We start from the raw sequence: 22,817 nt of genomic DNA, 5'->3' as shown, positions 1-22,817 counted from the left end.
CCACTTCCTTCCCCTGTTTTTTCGAAAGAACAAAGAAGAAAAATCTCTAAATAGTAAAATGCAGAAAATCGTGAAGAAAAGCCGTAAATACAAAGCTTTCTACACTCTATGCTCTCGAAAAAGTCCAGATGGAAAGAAGCAGTCATGTCAAAAAAGCATAAAAAAAGAAGATGAGCAAAAAGTCATCTTCTTAAAATTTATGTTTTTCTATTGTTGGAGCATGATTTGCTATTGTCAGGATATGTTTTGCTCTTTTCAGAGCATGTCTTTCTGTGATTTAAGCAAAACCGGTCTAAGGTGAAAGGAAAGTTGCTCCTTGGATATCCATTAAACATTGAAGCGGAACAGCACCACATCGCCGTCCTGCATCACATACTCTTTACCTTCCATCCGAACAAGACCTTTTTCTCTCGCCGCAGAAAGAGATCCATTATCCAGCAAATCCTTGTAATTTACCACTTCCGCCTTAATAAAACCTCTTTCAAAGTCGGTGTGAATCTTTCCTGCTGCCTGAGGTGCCTTGGTTCCCTTCTTGATAGTCCAAGCTCTGGTTTCCTTCTCTCCTGCTGTAAGGTAAGACATCAATCCCAGAAGAGAATAGGATGCACGAACAATCTTATCCAAACCGGACTCGCTTAAACCAAGAGACTCCAGATACTCTCCCTTTTCCTCCTCGGAAAGCTCGGAAATTTCCTGTTCAATCTGGGCGGAAATCACGAAGCTTTCAGAATGGTTCTTCTTCGCATACTCCCGAACCTTTGCCACATGAGGATTGCTTTCTCCATCATCCGCAAGGCTTTCCTCCGCCACATTGCAGGCATAAATCACAGGCTTTCTGGTAAGAAGCCCGATGCTGTCCAGTAAAGCCCCCTCTTCTTCGTCTGTCTCAAAGTTGATGGCCAGCTTTCCCTCTTCCAGATGAGCATGCAGCTTTTCCAAAAGAGCATATTCCTTCTTGGCATCCTTATCATTATTGGCAAGCTTCTTGGTCTTTTGCATTCTTCTGTCCAAAAGCTCTAAGTCAGAGAAAATCAGCTCCAGCTCAATGGTTTCAATATCTCTGATGGGGTCTACGGAACCATCCACATGGATCACATTGTCATCTTCGAAGCAACGCACCACATGCACAATGGCATCCGTTTCCCGGATATTTCCCAAAAACTGGTTTCCCAAACCTTCTCCCTTGGAAGCGCCCCGAACCAGACCCGCAATATCCACAAACTCGATAACCGCCGGAGTGATTTTTTCAGAATGATACAGGTCAGACAAAAGCTTCAAACGCTCGTCCGGCACAGCCACCACGCCCACATTGGGGTCAATGGTACAGAAGGGGTAGTTGGCAGACTCCGCCCCCGCCTTGGTAATGGCATTAAAGAGGGTAGACTTTCCCACATTTGGCAAACCGACAATTCCTAATTTCATTTTTACACTCCTATCTTCTAAATCGACAATTTATGACGAACTTTTCATACGTAATGGGAAATTATAAACCTGAGGTATTATACCATCCCCATGGAGTTCACTCAATAGGACTTTGTCGGTCCAGGCTTTATATAAACTGTGCCCACATAATCGGTACACATTCTAGAGATCCATCCTTTTGATAATCCTTTGTGTATAGCAATATTTCACGCATTATTCTTGCATTCTCATAAATATAGCCCAAGTTAGCCTGTAACTTACCATTTAAAAGCTTGGAATATATATCATTTTCAGTAAAATCCTTTCAAAACACTTGATACCTGATATCTGGATGCATTTCCCATAAGCTGAGCATGAATTGCATCAAAAAGTACCGATATCTTTCCCCTTGGATCAATCTTACGAAAATCATCCTCCAGAGCCCTGCGAAATTCTTCATAATCTTATATTTCAATATCGCAAAATCGTCAATTTATATTTATGTCATTTCCTCATATTCGTTGATTTTATTGTTGCACAAAAAAATACAGCCATCACCGGCTTCGGCGTCATCAGTCCAGCATTTAATCATCCAGATTTACCTCATGGATAGTTCCGCCGGTTTTCTCCATCTGAGCCATATTCTTTCTTAAACGATCCATATTTTCTTCACTAAAAAACGGGTCTGCTGTAACTTCAAAAGGTATCCTCTGTTCTCTGGTAACTTTTGTTGCAAACATAGTATATGCAGCAGTTACTGATAGCCCCATATCCTTACATGTTTTCTCCATTTTCTCTTTTAATTTTTCATCCATTCGAAAATTCACCATTGTCTGTGCCATAGCTACACCTCCTATTCTAAGCCAAGTGTATTGAATATGTATTTCATTTGCAATCAATTTCTATTATATTGATATACAAAAGTTCATCCAGATTATCTATCGAAATGTATATACAGGGAGTTATCTATTCTATCTTTAAAAGTTAGTAGTAAAAAAAATAATACTTTCTCGCTACAATATTGTAATTCTGTAGCGAGAAAGTAAATATCTATTCTTATCCACTGTATTCTCTTATCCCTCAATATCAGCAGACACTAGCCCCTTCTTAGGACTGCCGCAAACCGTTATGCTATGCCCAAAGAATAAGTCGTCATCATCAAAATAAGCAGAAAATGATGCTCCCGAGTTCATCCAAAGCAAACTTAGACTTATTCTTTTTGCAAAACTTTCTTCTGTAATTTTAGCAGCCTCTTCATCAGATTCTGCCCATTCGCAAGCCAGTTTCGTGAGCTTCCCTGCGGCAAATTTCCGAAGATCCACATCCCATTTTTCCTGTTCTAAAACCATTGTTTTCAGCGCTTTTTTGGCCCTTGTAATACCTGCTTTATTATCCTTGTCTACATGTAAGGAAATATGAATCTTGTCACGAAGCCAGGCTATGTTTCCCTCAAAGCTTTTAAGCAGCTTATCATAAGTTAGCTCACCCAATACATCATCCTGCAAAACCACGGGTTTTCTATACTCTATAAGCATTTCTTCAAGCTCCGGACAAACTGCATCCTCTTCCAGAATATCTACAACTAAAAAATGATTCTTACTAGGCAATACTCCCTCAGGAACTTCCTCCGGCAGTTTTTCACGCACCCTTAGTTTGTAAATGGTTTCCTCTTCAAACTGAAATGGAGGCTCCTCTTTGTCTATAACCGGAAATTCGATCCGTCCCTCTTCTTTGTGAAGCTCTCCTGTTTCACAGTCCACATAGGCTAAGAAATAGGCATCCCAGTCCCAAAACCCATTTCTTAGACTTCCTCCGCCTCCTTCGTGCCTTAGGACAATGATTTCTCTTTCCTTTTTCTCAAAAGTATCTTCCCATTCTGAAAGCGTCATTTTATTTCTACGCCTCATGTACTCCAGTAGATTCATAGTTTTCCTCCGATACAGCTATTTACCCGTCAACAGAAAAATGTTCCAGCTTCTCAAATGTATTATTTAAAAATTCAAACGAAAAGATATGATAATCATCAAAACTCTGGTCACAATAAGTCACTGTTCCCTGGTTATAGTCAATGATAGCTTGCCCAAGATTATTTTTTACATCTTCTTTGCTTACATCTCCGTACATTCCTCTAAGTTCAGGTAAGATAAAGTCAATTATTCGATCCAAATTATCTTTATAATTCTTTGCTAAAACTTTCACCTTACTGATATATTCCTCTTTAGGCTCCTCATCCCAAGAAAAAATCAAGTCTTCATACTGATAAACATACTGCTGCAAACTTTCATCAAATTTCATGCTTTTCTCCTCTCTTCTCAAAATCCCGATCAATATCCTCTTTCCAGGCACCACCAACAAATATCGTCTCCATATCCGAAACCTTGCATTCTCTAATACGTGTTACAGCTTCATCTATAACCCGGTAATTAAGTGCTGTACCAACTCCATCGCAGTTGTAATTTGCCGCCCTATCCTGTTTGATTCCCATACTTCCGGCAACTTTTATCGCATCTATGTTTGCTCCCAGAAAAAGAAATTCCCAATGGTACTTCTCTTGCTGATTTTGGATAAGCTTCTTTACATCCGTAAAGGAATACTTTCTACTGGCATTTTCAAGACCGTCCGTTGTGATTACAAATAAGGTCTTAGCGGGTCTATCTTCCTCTCTAGCATACTTATGAACATTGGCAATATGACGAATTGCTCCTCCCACCGCGTCCAAGAGTGCCGTGCATCCACGGACATAGTAGTCCGCTTCCGTCAGCTTTTTTACATTTCCAATAGGGGCTCTGTCATGAATTACTTCCGCCTCATCGTCAAACAAAACAGTAGATACAAATACCTCTCCGGCTTCCTTTTGTTGCTTTTCTATCATGGCATTAAATCCGCCGATAGTATCGGATTCAATCCCGGCCATAGAGCCGCTTCTATCAAGGATAAATACAAGTTCCGTTAAATTTTCTCTCATAGTAATTCCCTCCATCATTTGCTTGTTTGCATGTTTACGAGGGTATCCTATCGCTTCTTACTTTCGTTTTGGTCACTTGTCAGGCGACATTTAAACTGCTTGCATTCCCAGGAGCTGTTCGCCATGTTCAAAAAGAGCCAGATTGATTTCATAGATATCATAAGCTTCCCGCTCTATAAAATATTGCACAATAAGATCCTGCTTACTGCAGGGAGATAAGGCCCAGCCCGCCCTTGAAAGCAAATCCTTTGTGTCATCCAGATTCAATTCCAATGCAACAGCCAAAGCCAGCGCTGTGGATTTACTCGGATTCTTGGTGGTTCCGCATTTCAGTTTGGAAAATGCCTTTCTGTCCAGATTTGCTTTCCTTTGCACTTCAACATCGGTAAGGCCTTTTTGATCGGCGAAGGAAAAAACCAGCTCCATAAAGCTTTTGTCAAGATTCTTTACCGCATCCTCCAAGCTTCGAACTTCGGAAACCAGACACTTTTCCGGACTGATATAGGCAAGTATACACTCTTCTCTTCCGTTATCCGCTTTATCATCCAATGCCTCATTTTCCGAATCATATGTCTTTCGTCTATTTGATTCAGAAAATCCGGAGCCGATAGGTAGCCCGTAAACAGAGCTCACTCTAACGGGATCATTCGAACTTTTTCCTCTACTGTATGAAGCCGAATACTCTTCCGAAATCTTTTCTTCTACATAATGCTTATCGATATATTCATCAATATCACCGTATAGCTCCGTTGATAGGGAATATGATTTTTCATCAAAAACCACAAGATAAAGCTCTATGTCATTTTCCGACATAAAGCTTTCTATCTCCGACAGAGCAATCCTAAGAGCAATTCCCTTGGGAAAGCCATAGCTTCCTGATGCCAAAAGAGGGATAGCAAGACTGAGAATATGATGTTCAAGGGCAAGTTTAAAGATACTGCGGTAACATTTTCTTATAATTATTTCTTCGTCTGAGTTCCCACCCTGCCAGGCCGTTCCTACCGTATGGATAATATACTTTGCAGGAAGATTGTATCCATCCGTAATAAAGGAGCTTCCAGGAGCAATAGCCCCTATTTCCTGTCGTCTCCGCAAAAGCTTTTCTTCCCCGGCAGCCTTATAGACAGCACTGTCTATTCCCGCAGCATATCCCAGCATAGGGTTAGCAGGATTCACTATGGCATCCACCTGCATTTTTGTAATATCGTTTCGGATGATTTGAAAGGGCATAGCCTTCTCCCTTCCCTTATCGGACAAAATTTGTAGCTATCCCCTCTTCTTGCTCCGGCAAACCGTATTTTTCTTTTCCAAGGGCAATGCTCTTCATCAAAAAGGCCATATTTCTAGCCAGAGTTCTCATGGTCTGCAGGCCCTCCAAGTCTTCTTTCGCCTCTCCTTTTTCGCATCCATGCACACTGTTCCAGTATTGGCTGGAGGCCACCGGCATTCCAGCGATTGTAAAATACTTATTCAATTCATCAAAGGTCGCGGATAAACCACCTCGTCTTGCCACTACCACACTGGCTCCTACCTTCATGGTCTTATCAAAATGCGTGCTGTAAAATAGTCTGTCCAAGCAGGCAATCAGGGTAGCATTGGCGGAAGCATAATAAACCGGAGATGCCACTACTAAAGCATCTGCGGCTTCAAACTTCTCTGCCAGTTCATTTACCGGGTCATTGAAGACACATTTTCCATTTTTATAACAATATCCACAGGAAATACAGCCTCGTATATCTTTGTTACCAATCTGTACCACTTCTACTTCTATATTTTCCTGCTCAAATACCTTTACCATTTCCTCCAGGGCAATGCTTGTATTGCCCCCGATGCGAGGACTTCCATTAATAATCAATGTCTTCATAAATTGTTCTCCTGACTTCTTTGTGCAACTCCTGTTGTGTATCTCCTCTAACTTTCATTCTCGGGCTGATAATGGCGAGTCCTTCTCCATGGGTGATGTCATAGTATGCCGAAAGCGCATGCTCCATGTCGTGACAGGGCTGCCTTGGCTTTTACCTTATAAGTAATCAAATCCCAAGGATCTCCCTCATACTTCGCCCCTGCAGCAATGGCCTTGCTACAGTCCAAGACACTTCCGCTTCCGTAGCTCAGCAGAATCCTTTTTCCGAACTGCTTCATTACTTCCGGAAGTTCTTGAATTACGTCTTTTCCGAAAATGAGTCTTGTCGGGGTTTGATAGTCAAAGTTTTGCATATTTTCCTCCTGTTTTTAGATTTCCATACTATCCGGATTAAGAAGAAAATCATAAACGCTCATCACCAATATGCCTTCTTCATTATAAAGTGGTGCCACAGCATCCTTTGTAATAATAATCTTTTTAAATCCATCGCCTGTATTCACCAACGAGCGTTGCTCCTGTTCCATCTTTTCTTTATCAGGTAATGCATAGGCCGATTGAATATAAAATCTCTTTGAGCCTTTATTGCAAACGAAGTCCACTTCCAACTGTTTTCTAATTTTCTTACCATTTTTATCTACTTCATTCATCACAACAACCCCTACGTCCACATTATATCCACGAACTTTTAGTTCATTAAATATAATGTTTTCCATTACGTGAGTCTCCTCCACCTGCCTAAAATTAAGTCTAGCATTCCTAAGTCCCAGATCGGTAAAGTAATACTTTGATGGAGTATTAATGTACTTTTTGCCCTTAATATCATATCGAATTGCACTATCTATAAGAAATGAATCTCTAAGATAATCTATATATTTGATTATCGTATCTTTGCTTATGGACTTGTTCTTAACACTTTTAAATGTCGCTGATAGCTTACTTGGGTTCGTAAGAGAACCAATTGCTGACGATAAAATATTAAGAAGTTCTTCTAATTCCGCCTTATTTCGTATATTATTTCTTCCGGTAATATCGGAAATGTAGGTTTCTTCAAACAGGGATTTTAAAAAATCGGATTTCTGATCAGCCGTTTCAAAACCTAGGACAAGCGGTATTCCACCAAACAGTACATAATCCCTCCAGCCTTCTTGTTTGTCACCATCATATACGCTCATAAATTCGCCAAATGTTAGAGGATACATATGAACTTCATCCCCACGTCCACGAAATTCTGTAATAATATCCTTTGATAAGAATTTTGCATTACTTCCCGTTACATATACATCTACATTTTGCTTTCTTCCGAGGCTATTAAGAACTGATTCAAAATCATCAAGCATCTGGACTTCATCTAACAGAACATAATACATTCTTTCATCCGACATTTTCTCCATTATATATGGAAATAAGACCTCCGGATCTCTATACCTTTTATTCTCAAAAGAGTCAAACGCAATCTCAATAATATGATTTTCAGCAACTCCTTCATTTACCAAATACTCTTTAAAAAGATTAAATAAAAGATATGATTTTCCACATCTTCGCATACCCGTCACAACCTTAATTAATCCGTTATGCCTTTTCGAAATAAGCTTATTCAAATATACATCTCTACCTATTTTCATATTGGTGCACCTCGTCACATATTAGACAAAAATACAGATTCCGCATTTTTGTCTAATAGAAGTATACATCCTATCAAAGGCTCAATCAATACTCTAGAGCCAAGAATGCATAAGTTTATCACTGCTTGTTTTTGCCATTGTAGCGGAATACCTATGATTAGGGCTATTTCCCTGGTATAAACGCTCCCATCAATGTATTTACTCTACCAACACAAAAATGGCCAGCCGCCAAAGTGCGCTTAGCCATGTATTGTTACTACATTATATTCTGTAGAAAATAATTAAGTTGCATTCCGTCCTTCAAGGCATTTCGTTTTTATAGTGATTCCCTGAAAATCTCTGCAATATCCTTCTCTAAAAGAGGCGCCCAGGCCTCTTCCAGGCCTTCATTTTCCGCAACATGCTTTGCCATTTCATCGATTCTCTTCTCATCAATTCCCACATCTTTAAGATGCATGGGAATGTTAATGGACTCGAAAAACTTATAGGTTTCATCGATTGCCTTATTGGCAATCTCAAACTTATCAAGGGAAGCATCTATGCAAAATACATTTACGCCATATTTTACAAAGCGATCTACTGTCTTTTCATTTAAGATATGCTTCATCCATCTCGGAGTAATAATGGCCAAGCCCTCTCCATGGGTGATGTCATAGTAAGCCGAAAGAGCATGCTCCATGCCATGGCAGGGCCAGCCGGACTCACTGTTTCCAAGGGAGTAAATACCATTACAGCCGTAGGTGCAGCAAAGCATCATCTCCGCTCTGGCAGTGTAGTCTTCCGGATTTTCCAAGCATTTCCTTGTATTCACCATCAGGCTCTTTAAAGCAGCCTCCATAAAACCGTCATTTAAAAGGGTGGAATCCTCACAGAAATACTGCTCCATAATATGATTCATGGCATCTGCACAGCCTGCTGCAGTCTGCTTCTTGGATACGCTAAAGGTATAAACAGGATCCAAGAAGGAAACCGCAGGATAAAGAAGGGGATCACTATAGCCCGTCTTATCATTGGTTTCGGTTCTGGAAATTACGCCTCCCGCATCATACTCACTGCCTGTCGCAGCAAGGGTAATAATATCCACAATCGGAAGTGCTTCCTTGGCTTTTACCTTATAAGTAATCAAATCCCAAGGATCCCCCTCATACTTTGCCCCTGCGGCAATGGCCTTGGTGCAGTCCAAAACACTTCCGCCTCCAACAGAAAGAATGACATCAATATTCTTTTCTTTACAGATTTTCACGCCGTCAAGAACGCTGGGATCATACTTGGGATTGGGTTGAATATCGGGAAGCTCATAAATCTCATAGTCCTTTAAAAGCTCCTTTACCTTGTCATAAAGACCAATCTTTTTGATGCTTCCGCCTCCGTAGCTCAGCAGAATCCTTTTTCCGAACTGCTTCATCACCTCTGGAAGCTCTTTAATCACGTCTTTTCCGAAAATCAATCTTGTAGGTGTCTGATAATCAAAATTTTGCATGGTTAACCTCCTGTATTCTCTTCCGATTTTATTGGGTCATTTATTGGGTCATTTATCGGGTCAGCTTGAACCGATAGAAACTTTCCACATTTTCCTCTGATTTCCTTTGTTCTACTTTAACTCAAGATTGATTATATTTTAGACCCCACATATTTGCAAATTCAAGCTTTATTTCGCTTACAGCTCGTTCTGTTATATTTCCATTTTTCATTTATACAGGCATTTAAATCAAGACAAAAAAATAGCCGACCGGAATCTTTCCGTCAGCTATTTTCTCTACTATCTATTCTATTGTTTTACTGCAAACTCTTATATACGGAATAGGCCTTTCTGGGTCTTCCACCCCGCTCGTAGGCATCCTTCAGTCCAAAATGCATCTCCTGCAATGCCCCCCCTACATTGTGCGTCTCTCCCGGCTGGTCATACTCTCTGGCCAGGAAGAAGGCTTCCACATAGGGATTGTTCTTGGCAATGTCATAAGCCTTGGCAATCTGGTCCGCCTGCACGTCCTCGTTGGTGGCATTAAAGCCCTGCTCGGAAAGAATCAGGTGTCTTACCTTACCGCTGGGGGAAAGGTATTCCGGCTTCTGTAAATAATCTGTGAGAACATTTAAGTTCTTCATATTGATAATCAAGGAATTCTCGCTATTTGTTGCCTTTCCGTCATCCTCAAAATTGGGGTCTGCCAGTCCTTCCGGATAGGGGTGCCAGGCAATACCGTAATCCAAATCCCGAAGTCTGTCATTTAACAAACGCAACAAGTCCTTTGCCTTGTAATAGCCTGCGGAAGGAGAATGCTCTGTCCAAACATAGTCAAAGGGGATATACACATTGGCAGAAGGATTATTCTGCTTGATTGCTGTGTACCAAATGCGGAAAGCATGGGCATACTGATCCGCATAATTCTCTATACTGCTGTGAGGTGTAAAATTCCAAACATTGGGATAGTTTATCTCATTCCCGATGACCCAGTTATCCACGGAATCCTTGTATAAGGAAGCAAAACGATTGGCAAGTCTGGTAGTAGCATCGATGCCTGCCTGTGTGGCAACATTATAGCCGTAGTAATGGGCTTCCTGTCCTGTGATTCCATCAGGAAGTGACTGGGGCTCCGGATTATTTCTCGGCGTATTCAGCATAATGGCCGTTACGCTTACACCGTTTGCCTTAGTATTCCGGAAGTTGTCCATGAAGTTTTGCTCGTAGTTGGTAAAGTTGTAAATGATATGCTTTACCCCTAGATCTCTCACGGAAGTGGCATCAAAAAGGGTATCTCTTGTTGCCAGGCCCTTCTTGGAACCAGATCTGGAAAATACCGTATCATTCTGCGTCGCTGCATTTCCTGCGGAAGTACCTGTAGACTTGGTTTGCACGGCTCCATTTACCACCCAGGCACCATCACCGTTCACCTGATAGCCCTCCACCGTGGTATTGGTCAGAAGATAGCCGTCATTTTGAAAATAATAGGACTCGGCAATACCGTCGCCATTTCCATCCACCCAGTTCCAACCGGTAAGATAGCTTCCATCTGCATTTTCATACCACCAACCGGTACCGTTACTTTTCCATGTTCCTGCAAATGCTGTCAAACTCATCCCCAAAACCATAGCCGAAGCCAAAAGGGGAATCCATGTTTTTCTTCTCATACTCTACTCCTTATACAGAAAATATTTCTCTTATTCTATCGAAAATTGCATAGAAAGGCTAGTATATTTCCGACATTTTCTTAAATAATAATTATATTTCCTGAAAAAGAAAGATAAGAGCTATTAAAAAAGTGCCCCGCAATTTATGCGGGACACTCGATTTCAAACAAAATTTCCGATACTGCAAGAAAGCTGATGCTTCCTCCTGCGCCTGTATTAAACTACTGCAGGAGCTACTTCTTCCTCGGCTACCTTTACCTTCTTGCTCATTCTTGTGCGGATATCGTATACCAGCATGAACGCTACAAGGATAAATCCAAGGTATCCGTTCAATCCGTAAAGTACATTTACCAAAGAACGATAAGGTAAGAAGCAAGCGATAACGCAACCGATAATTCCTAATACTACGGTATAAAGCTTATACTTCTTGGTTCCCTCTTTCTCAATTCTTCCGATACTGGTCCAAAGAAGAGGAACGGAGGTGGTGTAAATTCCGCAGAAGATGATTACTGCAAAGATACTTGCCAAAGCGGGAGAAATGGTGTTAGCCAAGATTAAAGCGGGAATGTCCGCCTGGCTGGTTACATCGACATGAGAAATCAATGCAACGCTGGCAATCACCATGGTTCCCATAATAAACACTGCAGAGAAAAGCATTCCGATATTTACTTCCTTTACCCGGTTCTTGGAACCGATTTCAGCCAGGAAGCTGGCGAACCATAGAAGCATGAAGCCTGCATAGGAAGCTCCGGAGAGGAAGGGATTACCGTTACCTACCTGAACAATTTCATGCTTTCCGGTATCTACTGCCTTTAAATTCTCCCAGAAATTGCCTGCACCGTTAAAAATACTGATAACGGAAACCACAAGGATGAAAAATACGATGATGGGTCCAATCTTTCCTAAGGCTTCGATAACACCGTCCAATCCGAAAATTACGGTAGCAATAACAAATACGGTAAGGATTACGGCTCCTACACCATTGGGAAGTCCCCATTGCTGTGCAGCTGTGGCATTGGCTCCGCCACACATTACGATAAAGCAGGCATAGCAGAACAGTGCTGAAAAGTAGTCGAAGAAGTTTCCAATATACTTTCCACAATAGTGGGTGTAAATATCTCCACCTCTCTTTAGCTTCAAACGATTTCCGTTTGTTGCGAAGGAAAGGTCAGTATAGATATAGATTGCTGCATTCACAGCGATGACAATCCAAAGCTTTGATCCGTAAGAAGCCACGTACTGAATAATCTCTTGCATGGTGGCAAATCCGGCCCCAATGTAGAAAGCGATGCAAGCTCCACAGAAGCTAACCACTTTCATAAACTGCAAACTCTTTTTTTCCATTATTCTACTCCTTATTTTTCTTTTAATTCATTCATTTTTTAATATGAATGTAAAGCAAATTGATAGTTTCGTTCTTCCTCCTTTCCCCTGATGTTTAATTGTTACTGTCCTCTATATTGTTTCCACATTATATCCGATAATTAAATACTATTCAATCTATTTTTCGGATATTGAGGAAATTTTTTAGTTATTTCTTACTATTTTTTGTTTCAAACCACGAGATTTTTTGTTTATTTTTTAACAAGTCTGTTTATGTATAAGAATTTTGTCACTTTTTCCTTCATTTTTGGGTACAAAAATAAGCGTAACCGAAGGAATGTATGTCATCCCTACAGCTGCACTTTTTATACAATCGGCGGGGGGGCCTATAACAACTAAATTGTACGCAAAACAACCGGATTGCGCGCAAATTGTATAGGCAAAACCCCTGCCTTTTGTTTTTCTTTCCAAGACTTCTTTATACCTTTCCTAAAGGAAAGAGATCAGCCCGAAAGTTATGTACCTTCTCCGAGAGAGATTAAGAAATATATCCCTTTGCTCTTAAAATCTCTTCAGACTTTGCTAAATTGCTTTCAGAAACACGGATAATCGGCCCTGTACAGCCCATTCCGGATTCTGCATAAATCTTTTCTTTCCAAAGCTCCAACACCGCATCATCCAAATCTGTTACTTCAATGCCGTAAACAGCAGCGGTAACAATCTCCTTCTCCGGCATGGGAACGGATTCTCCCTGCTCCTTGGGCTTATTTGCCTCTCTGATTTCTGCAAGAATGCCATCTAAGCCGGCTTTCTTTGCCAATGCAAACTCTTCCTTCGCCAACGCAAAGACATTTCCCTTAATCAGGTCTCTTGCAAAGCGAAGAGCATTTGCCAAAACCGGTGCTCCGGAAGCTCTGGAAACAATCATCACCAGCTGGTTATAGTTCTCACCGATTCCGGGACCATAGCCATAGCCCTGGGCCTCGAAGGATCCTCCTGTGTTGAAGGAAGAAAGCATCTTGGACAATACATTTCCGGTTAAGGAATCGCAAACCAATACATCCGGTGTTCCTCTAAGAACGTCATTTCCACGAAGAACCGCACCGCCGTCGGATCTGGAGGACTCTGCGAAGTGAAGAGGATAGCCGTTGGACTGTAATTTCTTTAAGGCCTTCTCTGTCTGTCTTGCACCGTCTACATTTAAAATACCTACAGTAGGCTCTTTGATTCCGCAAGCCTTGGCTGTGATGATTCCGTAAAGGGCATTCTTCACCATTCCTTCAATACGATCTGTACTGGAGGTTCCTGTAGTATTGGCAATGAACATCTCCTTACCGAATGCAGGAGTAATGGCTCTTCCTACAGTGGATACACCGATGGGGAAGGGATAGTGCATGGTTACCGCACCGTCAATCTTATGCTCCTTTAAAAGAGCATCCATCTTGTCATGTCCCTCTTCATCATTGTCCACCACAAGGGTTTCTACCGCATCATTTTTCAAAGAACCGATATAGAGTACGTCCACCCCATCCTTAGCCGCATCCACGGCAGCCTTCATGGAATTTTCCTCTCCGTGCTCCGAGCCCATACCTGTTAAAGCAATTCTCGGTTTCTTCGAAAAAGAGCCTGTTTCCAAACCTTCCGCCATAGCCAAAAAGGTATCCGCAATGAGCTCTTTTATTTCTTTTGCCATAATTCTCACCCTTTCTTCTATGCGCCCAAGATAGACTGTGCAAATTCCTTCATGGACTTCGCAATTAAGGAACGGATTTCTTCTTCGGATACTGCTCCGTCCTGGCCCTTTCCGGTATTTTTCTGAATCAGGAAGGAAACACCGTCAAAGAGGTTTGTCATACGACCAAGGAAAAGAGATCCCTTTCCGATAATCATAACTCTCTCCATGTCTCCCTTTTCAATGCTTTCTTTAGCAAATCCCACATAAGGAACACCGGAAGGAATATGACCCTGTGTAGGTGCATATCCCACCAAACCCTTCTCCTCACAGAACTTTGCCAAATCAGCCTTCTCAAGCCATCCTTTCTTAACAGCAAGAGCAGCAATCATCTTATAGTTTGCCATAGGAACATCTCCGGCTCCGGCAGGCTTGGTAATATCCGCATTCTGCATCTCCGGAGAGAACTTATCCACATCATTAACGGTAAGGCCTGCCTTCTCCAAAGGATCAGCCACTAAGGAACCGATAACATTCTGGGGTGCAGCACCTGTTCCAACAGTATGTCTTCCGATAATATCCAGGTTGATTTCTGCGGAAACACCGTCATTTTCAGACACTACTATGGAGAAGGAGCCCAAGCAATCCTCCAGCATGGGCAGCTCTTTCTTTACATGGTCTTTTCCGTTCATGGCAAGCTTAGGTACGCAACCTCCGCCGATTACAAGTACGGTATGGAAAGCGCCTGCCTTTACCAAAGAAGCTGCCTCAATCATAGCGTGAGAAGGTCCGGCACAGAATCCTCTTGCATCGGAACCTGTAGCATTGTCCAGTCCTGCAATCTCGGCTACAGCCTTTGCAAAGTTGCCGCCACCTCTCTGGTTTACATCTCCGCAGGCTTCCTCGGAACAGTCGATAACATATTCAATGGAAAGGGGGTCTACATTGGAGGACTTTAAGGAGTGAAGAACAGCCAAAACGGAGCTTGCCTTGTTCATCAAGTTCTCCAGCATTACTTCAGCGGAAAGGTTTACGTCAATATCATGGGCTCTCTTTACGCATCCTACCAGCTTTCCTTCGTAGAACAGAGGCTCTGCCTCATGAGCATCCACAAATCCTTTGATTACGGAGTTCTCAACGCCCTCCTGAACTCTTGCCAAAATAGCCTCTGTAATCACAGGATCCTTAGCAAGCTCTCCCTTATTTGCTGCTACGAAGTCCTTATCCAGATAGAAAACCTCGAAGCAGTCACAAGCCTGTGCCAAAAGAAGGAACTCGTTCTCCGGCATAATCTCTCCGAAATGACCATAACGGTTAGCATTCTCTACCTTCTTATCGAAATAGGGAAACTCCACCTTGGCAAAGTCCTCGGGAGTCTTGTTTCCGATATATACCTGGTTTGGCCAGTAAGCTACACAATCCTCAAAGCTACGAACGTGCTTTCCCATTTCCTTTAAGAACTCACCGTCAGGATTTACCAGTCTTTCCTGCACAATGGTGGAGCCGTGCTGCAACATCAAGCCGGGAGTATATGCCAAACAATATCCGGAACCTTTAATGACACTATTCATTTTGATCACCTCATAATTTATTGTTAAGTTTTACAAATTTACCAAAGAAAAGATAGTTCTTTTTCTATTTTTAGTACTTTTTTTGAAAAGAATTTTGAGAAAAAAGGGAGCCCGTAAAAAGCTCCCTCGGTTTTAAAGGTACTTGCAATATTCAGAGCGAATACTATTCATTTCGTTGACAATATCGTCTACATCTAAAACCATTTCCATCATACTAACCTGGTCTTCATAAACAGATTCGTCAAACTCTGCCTTCAACTCTGGTTCGCAAACATGATATACCGTGAGTCCAAGCTGGACCCCAGTCAATGGGCCGGCAAAAGTAGGATCTCCTGCTGTAACGGTCTCAGCTGCAAGTCCTGCAGCCTCCCCCTCAGCAGCGCCAAGTACAACAACCAGATTCTCTGGTCCGAACTTATCAGCAAAATCCTTTACTCTCTTTTGATTTTCCAAGTCCATTGCGCCTGCGCTCGTTCAAACGAAGCACTCGGTGGAAGCAAATACTACTTCTCCGCCGGCGGTCTCTACACAAGCCTGAATAGCAGGTCCTGGTACACCGTCACGGTCACCGATGATGATAACTTTTTTACCCTTTAAAATAGCCATCTTTTCTCTCCTTTCTTTAAAGATATGTATCGTAATGACTTTCGTCAAATACGCAAATGAAACGATTGCTTACTGGTTTAAAGCAACATACTTTTCAACCATCTTCTGGATGGACTCTTCTGTTGCATCATCCTTAACCAGCTCTTCCACCTTCTGTCCATCCTTATAGATAGCCATAACGGGAAGTCCTAAAATCTTCTGTCCGATAGCCAATCTTCTAGCCTTTGTAGTATTCAGAGAAGTGAACTTTAACTTACCCTCATACTTGTCAGCCAAAGAATGTACAAATGGCATAAGTGCAGCACAGGGAACACATCCATCTCCGAAGAAATCTACAAATACATAGCCGGATGCCTTCAGCACTTCCTCTTCGAAGGTATTCTTATCAACCTCTAACATCTTGTCCTCCTTTATTTGTGTTCGTTAATATATTTCTCTGCCTGGGTGGCTGCAATAGCACCATCCGCAGCAGCAGTAACCACTTGTCTAAGACTCTTTACACGTACATCTCCAACGGTGAAAACACCGGGAATATTGGTGTGCATATCTTCGTCTGTAGGGATATATCCTCTGTCATCCATTTCCAGATTGGTTTCCTGGAAAATCTCTGTGGTAGGAATTCTGCCGATAAATCCGAAAATTCCGAACATTCCGTCCTCTTCGCTGGCTTCCAATACCTGCTCTTCTCCGGTAACCACATTCTTTACCTTAATCTTCTGAAGAATATCATCTCCGGACAGCTCTTCTACTACGGTATCCCACATAATATGCAGCTTCTCATTCTGGAAAGCTCTCTCCTGAATAGACTTTGCCGCTCTCAACTCATGTCTTCTGTGAATAAGAGTAACGGAGCTTGCAAACTTTGTCAAATACATAGCCTCTTCCACCGCAGAGTCTCCGCCGCCTACTACAAATACGGGAAGATCCTCGAAGAAGTTGGCATCACAGGTTGCACAGTAGGAAACGCCTTTTCCTAAGAATTCCTTCTCTCCCTTACATCCGATTGGACGTGGATTAGCTCCTGTGGCAATAATCAGAGTCTTACCCTCGTAGGTCTCCTTGGTACCGATGAGTCTTTTAACATCTCCGTCCAATTCTACAGCCTTGATGGTATCATGGGCTCTTTCGCAGCCAAAATGCTCTGCCTGCTCAGTCATTCTCTTAATTAGAGAAGGACCGGATTCGCCTTCCACAATCTGTCCGGGATAGTTCTCTATAGAATCGGTAATGGCAATCTGTCCGCCATCCTGTCCCTTCTCCACAATCAAGGTGGAAAGTCTGGCTCTTCCTGCATAAAGACCTGCAGCCAATCCTCCGGGACCTGCTCCCAGAATAAGCACGTCATAAATCTTGGACATGGTTTTTCTCTCCTTTAGATATTAATAATGTATGATTATACAAAACAGACTACGTCTATCTTGTGTGTAGCCGATAGGAATGGTCTTTGTTATGGTAACAAAAACAGCTTTTCTTTCTCAATAGCTTTCTCTCTTTTTAGAGATAAAAAAATTCAAAGTACAATAAATAATTGTTATAGTGTTCGATTTATATTCCTTATAAAAATTTCTTCAGGGCAGGGTCTCTGCCCTGAAGAATGAGTATTACGCAGTGTTTTTATAAAACACAAGCTTACTTGAAAATAGTCTGATCGGAAACTTCTGTGCAAAGAGCCTTTAAAGCTTTCTCTACAATCTTTCTTCTCAGAGCCTTCTCCTCTTCCGGTTTCATAGCCGGATTTCCCAGTGGGTGAGGAATAGCGATTGCCGGAACGATACGGTTAGCACCTACTGTCATAGAGATAGGTGTAACTGTACAAATGTGTACTACAGGAATTCCTGTTGCTTCGATACCTTTTACCATTGTTGCACCGCAACGTGTACAGGTTCCTCACGTGCTGGTAAGAATGACCGCATCTACATGGTCTTTCTTAAGTTTTGCACCGATTTCCTCAGCAAACTTCTTAGCAGAAGCGACTGCAGTTCCGTTACCTACTGTAGTATAGAAGTAATCGTAAAGCTTTCCGATCTTTCCTTCCTTCTCTAAATCTCTAAGAACGTCAACAGGTAATACTCTGTCAGCATCCTGATTTGCATAGCTGGGGTCATATCCGCCGTGAGCAGTCTCATAGGTCTCTGCTGTTAAGTCATTTACGCCCTTTAAGCTGTACTCACCGTAACGAGTAGCATTGGAAGACTCGATATGGTCCGGATTGCCCTTTGGAACAATACCGCCGGAAGTTACTAAAGCGATGGTAGCCTTAGACATATCCTTGATAGCGGGCATTGGAGCCACACGGTCGAAGGAAGGCATTGGATACTCTGTGGTAAATTCCTTACCGGAAATCTTAGCCAAAAGCATCTCTACCGCACGCTTTGATCCTCTCTTCTCCTCGAAGAAGTTTACACGGATTCCCTGTGGGATATATCCCTCTTCCTTGGAGGAACCGATCTTCTCTCCTCTGGCAAGCTTCAAGCCAAGAGGCGCCATCTTCTTCACAGCATCTCTCATACCTGCAGCGCTGTTCTTGGTAGAAACGATATAAATCTTGCTCTTTGCCTCGTCAGCTCCCGGGTTCTCAACATACATACCTGTAATAACAGGGATATGAAGCTCTTCCTGAACTGCTGCAGCAATAGTAGCGCAGGCAAATCCATAACGGCCGGCATTGAATGCAGGACCTGCAATGAATAAATCCGGCTTAAGCTCAGCAACCTTCTTTAAAATCTCCGGCTTTACCTTATCGGTATTCTCACCGAAGTAGCTATCTCCGCAAACGATGGTTCCAACGATTTCAGCCTCATCACCGAAAGCCTGCTGGAAAGCAAGTCCCGGTCCCATAGCGCCCTCATGGTACTCCATAGGATAGTCTGCCTTATCCTCTCCACCGACCTGAGCGAAGAACTGGTTAATATATTGAACAACCTTTAATTTTCCCATTTTCTTCTCCTTATCTTGCACTCAGCTTGTTAAAGCCAACCTCAGAGGTAGCACCGGTAATAACCTGAATTTCTACTTCCAAGGAACCGTCAGCCTTCACTGTAGTATCACTAGCTCCCGCAATCTTGGTCATGTAATCCAGAGTTCCGATTACCTTATCCAACTTCGGAAGGGTGATAAGCTGGTTAGCATTTCCACCGGTAACTAAAGCATTGGCTGCCACATCCGCATCTGCCAAGGACTGAGACTTTCCGTCTCTTCCTGCATACTCATCAGTGATGATTACAGTCTTGATTCCCTCAGCCTCAATCTTCTTACAGTTCATGATTAAGTCGGTATCCGGGTTTCCGAATCCTTCCTCAGTGATGATTACCGCATCTAAGTGAAGCATCTTGCAGAGCTTAGCGGTCTGGTTGGAGGAACGCTCTTTATCAGCAAGGTAAACGTTCTCGTTGGTAATGATATGAGCCACAAAGTTAATGGTCTTACCGTGCTCTTCGAAAAGATCCTCTATAACAGGGTTGTTCTCGTGAACATAGCTTGGGTTCTTATCACAAGCGGATACGCAGTTTCCGGAAATGATAGCGCCGTCCATAGACTCTGTCGGATACAGAATGGTGGGAAGAATCTTCTTCGCATCTACGCCGTAAACATAGGTGTCATGAAGCAATCCCTGGGACTGAAGCATCTGAACATATCCAACTCTTGGAAGATCCGGGAATGCCTTAGCGCCTTCCATCAGATCCAAAGTCTCATATACCTTAGTCTCATCAGGAGTAAGCTCTTTAGCCTTCTCTGCAATAAATGCAGCGGTCTTCAAGCCTGCCAAACGAACAGCCTGCTCGTAGTCATGGGACTCTGTTCCCTCTACCGGCTTGCATACACAGGTGAGGTTTACAGTCTTGGAGAATGGAGTATACTCTGCTCCAAGTCCGCACATATCGATAACACCCTCTTGGAAACCAACGATAGGTCCTGCAGTAATTACTGCCATTCCCTTTAAGCAATAGGTCTTTCCGGATCCTACGGTATCTACAGGAGCAACCACTCCGGGGAATACGCCGCCCTTTCCTTCTACCTTTACTCTTGGCTCAATCACATCCTTAACCGGTGTGATACGAACGGATTCACCAGGTCTTGCCACATCAAATTCCACTTCTTTAATCTTCTCTTCTGACAGAAAAACTTCGCTCAGTTCTTTCTTGGATACATAGAGAACGTGGTCTTTGATTTCTGTTTTCTCGGCAAACTGGATGTCATTAATGAAAATCTTACCTAATTCCAGCTTCACTTTCATTTCCTCCTTTTAAGTATGATTCATAAAAAGCGCCAAGCACAATGCCTAACTGCTCCTTTATGTCCTTAATGTAACACTAGGGACTCTAGCCCGCTGTCCAGCAGGGTCCAGTCCAAGGTCTGGAAATCCTTCTGTACCTTTTCCTCGTGAATTCGTTCATTTTCTTCGAACTTCTCACAGGTATTCAAGGCATACTCGATCAAATCCAGGGACTTCATGTCAAATCCTTCCTCCGGTGTCTTGTCCAGAAGTACGGATTCGTAGGGAGTTTCATTGGGTTTAATGGAGCCATCCAAAGGATGGGTCAGAATCTTTCCTCCCATATGTACCATATCCCGTACCGCCTTAAGGGTATCCATGAAGGAAATCTCCTTGTAGTCAATCTCTATCTTCACGCTTGGATATTTCTTCGGTACATTTTCCTTCACCAAAGGGTTATTGGTAACAATCACTAAGGTTCTCATTACACTTCTCCTTTCTAAGAACACAAAACAGGGGAACGAGAAATTTCTCGCATCCCCTGTTTCATTAGATTCAGAGTCCCCAACATATTCATCCTTTTACCTGAAAGATTCATCGTTTTTCAACAACTTGCCTCTTCGGTGGCTTTCGCGCTCTCTGAACATGCCTTATTTATGGTGCTTGTCAGCATTTTAACAACACTTGTAGAGTTTTTCAACAAAATTGTTTTATATATTGTTTTATTCTATAAGTATTTTCTACAAAATAATTTTTATGCCATCAAAAAATTTTTTATATTCCTGAATCCGTATTTCAATAAATTGCTTTGTCAGATTTTTACAAAAAATCTATAAAAATTACGTTCTTATCCATAGTAAGTTTCTATAAGTCCAATGCTTTATGGAATTGTCCAATTTCACAAAAGAAGATCTCCAAGGTATAATCAAATTACCCTAGACGAAAGTCTGAAATAGCCATAACAAATACACAAGAAAAAAGTGCTGCCGAGCAGCACTTTTTTCTTTACTACTATTTAAGGAATAGAATTAGAAAAAAGGATTATTCATCCTATATTTCTTTTATTTTTTCACATGCTCTTTCACTACACGGAATAGAGCAAGTAGAGCCAATACATTCGGAATAACCATCAGACCGTTAAAGAAGTCCGCCATATCCCAAACCAAGTCCACTCTTAATGTAGTTCCTATGATAATGCAAGCTACAACAATCAGGGAGTAAAGAGTTACCGCCTTCTTTCCGAAGAGATACTGTACGTTTACCGCTCCGAAGAAATGCCATCCCAAAACAGTGGAGAAAGCAAAGAAGAACAGACAAATGGCTACAAAGAAATGTCCAAAATTGCCGAAGCCCGCTACAAAGGCTCTCTGGGTTAAAGCAATACCGGTATACAGAGGCTTCTGGGTTGCGGGATCCAGCTGTCCATAGATACCGCTGGTTAAAATAACGAATACCGTAAAATTCAAAACAACAAAGGTATCAATAAATACGGAAACCATAGCGCAAAGTCCCTGATCATCCGGGCACTTCGCCTTTGCTCTGGCATGAGCATGAGGAGTGGAACCCATTCCAGCTTCGTTAGAGAAGAGTCCTCTTGCAACACCGAAACGAATAGCTTGACGAATAGTGATACCAAGTGCCGCACCGGTTACTGCCTGAGGATTAAAAGCACCGATAAAGATAGATGCCAATGCTCCCGGCAAAGCGGTGATATGCATAAGGATAAAGACTACCGCACCCAGAATATATACGCCTGCCATAATCGGAACAATTTTCTCCAGTACAGCTGCCAGTCTCTTGGTTCCGCCAAGGAAGATGAAGGCTGCAATCGCTGCAACAAAGACACCGATAGCTATAGGAGGAATTTCAAAGTTCATAATATGGAAGACTTCCTGGAACGCTGCACCGATAGAGTTGGACTGCACCATATTTCCCATAAAGCCTAAAGCCAAGATGATGAATACCGCAAAGAGTCCGGCCAAAACCTTACCCAGTGCACCGGAAAATGCAGCCTTAATGTAATATACAGGACCTCCGGTTATATCGCCATCCTTCTCTTCTTTATACACCTGAGCCAACACAGCCTCGCCATAGATGGTTGCCATTCCAAAAAATGCGGAAACCCACATCCAGAAAATTGCACCCGGGCCGCCGCTGACAATCGCTGTTGCAGCACCTGCCAGATTACCGGTTCCTACCTGGGCCGCAATCGCAGTCGCAATGGCCTGGAAGGGTGACATCTCTCCTTTTTCATGCTTCTCACCCTTTAAGGAAAAGTGTCCGAAAACCAACTTAAATCCTTCTCCAAGGCGTCTTAGCTGAATAAAACGCAGGCGAATCGTGTAGTAGATTCCGGTTCCACACAGCAGGAAGATCAGCAGAAAGCTCCAAAGGAACGTATTTCCTTTTCCAATAAAATCCTGTAAAACACTCATGGCTTTTCTCCTTTTCATT

At 42.4% G+C, this 22,817-nt stretch carries 21 protein-coding genes and 1 riboswitch; all 21 genes read right to left on the bottom strand.

Going from position 1 to position 22,817, the window contains the following annotated elements:
- Nucleotides 1–327: 327 nt before the first annotated feature.
- The gene (ychF, locus tag RDQ32_RS01905) at nt 328–1,422 is read right to left on the bottom strand and encodes a redox-regulated ATPase YchF (RefSeq protein ID WP_308578920.1); all 1,095 of its coding nucleotides are present in this window, start codon (nt 1,420–1,422) and stop codon (nt 328–330) included.
- 563 nt (nt 1,423–1,985) lie between these two features.
- Nucleotides 1,986–2,243, bottom strand: a complete 258-nt coding sequence (locus tag RDQ32_RS01900; protein WP_007157927.1) for a type II toxin-antitoxin system RelB/DinJ family antitoxin — start codon at nt 2,241–2,243, stop codon at nt 1,986–1,988.
- A gap of 231 nt (nt 2,244–2,474) precedes the next feature.
- Nucleotides 2,475–3,326: a DUF2262 domain-containing protein gene (locus RDQ32_RS01895; protein ID WP_308578918.1), complete on the bottom strand. Its 852-nt coding sequence runs from the start codon at nt 3,324–3,326 to the stop codon at nt 2,475–2,477.
- Between the two features lie 22 nt (nt 3,327–3,348).
- On the bottom strand, nt 3,349–3,696 hold the full coding sequence (locus tag RDQ32_RS01890) for a hypothetical protein (protein WP_007157930.1): 348 nt from the start codon (nt 3,694–3,696) through the stop codon (nt 3,349–3,351).
- Nucleotides 3,686–4,366, bottom strand: coding sequence for a VWA domain-containing protein (locus RDQ32_RS01885; RefSeq protein WP_308578917.1), 681 nt, complete (start codon nt 4,364–4,366; stop codon nt 3,686–3,688). Before RDQ32_RS01885 ends, RDQ32_RS01890 begins: the two co-directional genes overlap by 11 nt.
- Before the next feature lie 90 nt (nt 4,367–4,456).
- Nucleotides 4,457–5,596, bottom strand: coding sequence for a macro domain-containing protein (locus RDQ32_RS01880; RefSeq protein WP_308578916.1), 1,140 nt, complete (start codon nt 5,594–5,596; stop codon nt 4,457–4,459).
- 16 nt (nt 5,597–5,612) lie between these two features.
- On the bottom strand, nt 5,613–6,230 hold the full coding sequence (locus tag RDQ32_RS01875) for a flavodoxin family protein (RefSeq protein ID WP_304072218.1): 618 nt from the start codon (nt 6,228–6,230) through the stop codon (nt 5,613–5,615).
- Between the two features lie 98 nt (nt 6,231–6,328).
- A complete protein-coding gene (locus RDQ32_RS01870; RefSeq protein ID WP_243155842.1) occupies nt 6,329–6,583 on the bottom strand; it encodes a hypothetical protein in 255 nt (84 codons plus the stop codon).
- A gap of 15 nt (nt 6,584–6,598) precedes the next feature.
- Nucleotides 6,599–7,852 (bottom strand): ATP-binding protein, encoded by a 1,254-nt coding sequence (locus RDQ32_RS01865; RefSeq protein WP_007157935.1) that lies wholly within the window; start codon nt 7,850–7,852, stop codon nt 6,599–6,601.
- A 316-nt stretch (nt 7,853–8,168) separates the two neighbouring features.
- Nucleotides 8,169–9,332 (bottom strand): iron-containing alcohol dehydrogenase, encoded by a 1,164-nt coding sequence (locus tag RDQ32_RS01860; RefSeq protein WP_308578914.1) that lies wholly within the window; start codon nt 9,330–9,332, stop codon nt 8,169–8,171.
- Nucleotides 9,333–9,628: 296 nt separating this feature from the next.
- On the bottom strand, nt 9,629–10,978 hold the full coding sequence (locus RDQ32_RS01855; RefSeq protein WP_308578912.1) for a DUF5722 domain-containing protein: 1,350 nt from the start codon (nt 10,976–10,978) through the stop codon (nt 9,629–9,631).
- 216 nt (nt 10,979–11,194) lie between these two features.
- Nucleotides 11,195–12,322: a hypothetical protein gene (locus RDQ32_RS01850; protein WP_007157940.1), complete on the bottom strand. Its 1,128-nt coding sequence runs from the start codon at nt 12,320–12,322 to the stop codon at nt 11,195–11,197.
- Nucleotides 12,323–12,839: 517 nt separating this feature from the next.
- Entirely contained in the window at nt 12,840–13,994 is a 1,155-nt protein-coding gene (grdD, locus tag RDQ32_RS01845; protein ID WP_007157941.1) for a glycine/sarcosine/betaine reductase complex component C subunit alpha, read from the bottom strand.
- A 17-nt stretch (nt 13,995–14,011) separates the two neighbouring features.
- Nucleotides 14,012–15,544, bottom strand: coding sequence for a glycine/sarcosine/betaine reductase complex component C subunit beta (grdC, locus tag RDQ32_RS01840; RefSeq protein ID WP_308578910.1), 1,533 nt, complete (start codon nt 15,542–15,544; stop codon nt 14,012–14,014).
- Between the two features lie 132 nt (nt 15,545–15,676).
- On the bottom strand, nt 15,677–16,150 hold the full coding sequence (grdA, locus tag RDQ32_RS01835; RefSeq protein WP_304071687.1) for a glycine/sarcosine/betaine reductase complex selenoprotein A: 474 nt from the start codon (nt 16,148–16,150) through the stop codon (nt 15,677–15,679).
- 69 nt (nt 16,151–16,219) lie between these two features.
- Complete coding sequence (locus RDQ32_RS01830) at nt 16,220–16,549, bottom strand: co-chaperone YbbN (RefSeq protein ID WP_007157945.1); 330 nt, start codon at nt 16,547–16,549, stop codon at nt 16,220–16,222.
- 11 nt (nt 16,550–16,560) lie between these two features.
- Nucleotides 16,561–17,508: a thioredoxin-disulfide reductase gene (gene trxB, locus RDQ32_RS01825; protein ID WP_308578909.1), complete on the bottom strand. Its 948-nt coding sequence runs from the start codon at nt 17,506–17,508 to the stop codon at nt 16,561–16,563.
- A 271-nt stretch (nt 17,509–17,779) separates the two neighbouring features.
- Nucleotides 17,780–19,087 carry a glycine reductase complex selenoprotein B gene (gene grdB, locus RDQ32_RS01820; protein ID WP_308578908.1) on the bottom strand — a complete coding sequence of 436 codons (1,308 nt, stop codon included), beginning with the start codon at nt 19,085–19,087 and terminating at the stop codon, nt 17,780–17,782.
- Nucleotides 19,088–19,097: 10 nt separating this feature from the next.
- The gene (locus RDQ32_RS01815; protein WP_308578907.1) at nt 19,098–20,378 is read right to left on the bottom strand and encodes a glycine/sarcosine/betaine reductase component B subunit; all 1,281 of its coding nucleotides are present in this window, start codon (nt 20,376–20,378) and stop codon (nt 19,098–19,100) included.
- Nucleotides 20,379–20,449: 71 nt separating this feature from the next.
- Nucleotides 20,450–20,848 (bottom strand): GrdX family protein, encoded by a 399-nt coding sequence (locus tag RDQ32_RS01810; protein WP_183683269.1) that lies wholly within the window; start codon nt 20,846–20,848, stop codon nt 20,450–20,452.
- A 78-nt stretch (nt 20,849–20,926) separates the two neighbouring features.
- A riboswitch (glycine riboswitch) is annotated at nt 20,927–21,016 on the bottom strand.
- 408 nt (nt 21,017–21,424) lie between these two features.
- The gene (locus tag RDQ32_RS01805; protein ID WP_308578906.1) at nt 21,425–22,798 is read right to left on the bottom strand and encodes a sodium:alanine symporter family protein; all 1,374 of its coding nucleotides are present in this window, start codon (nt 22,796–22,798) and stop codon (nt 21,425–21,427) included.
- Between the last annotated feature and the right edge of the window lie 19 nt (nt 22,799–22,817).

Source organism: uncultured Oribacterium sp. (genome assembly GCF_902481605.1).
Classification (GTDB): domain Bacteria; phylum Bacillota; class Clostridia; order Lachnospirales; family Lachnospiraceae; genus Oribacterium; species Oribacterium sinus.
This window is presented reverse-complemented; position numbering and strand designations above follow the sequence as displayed.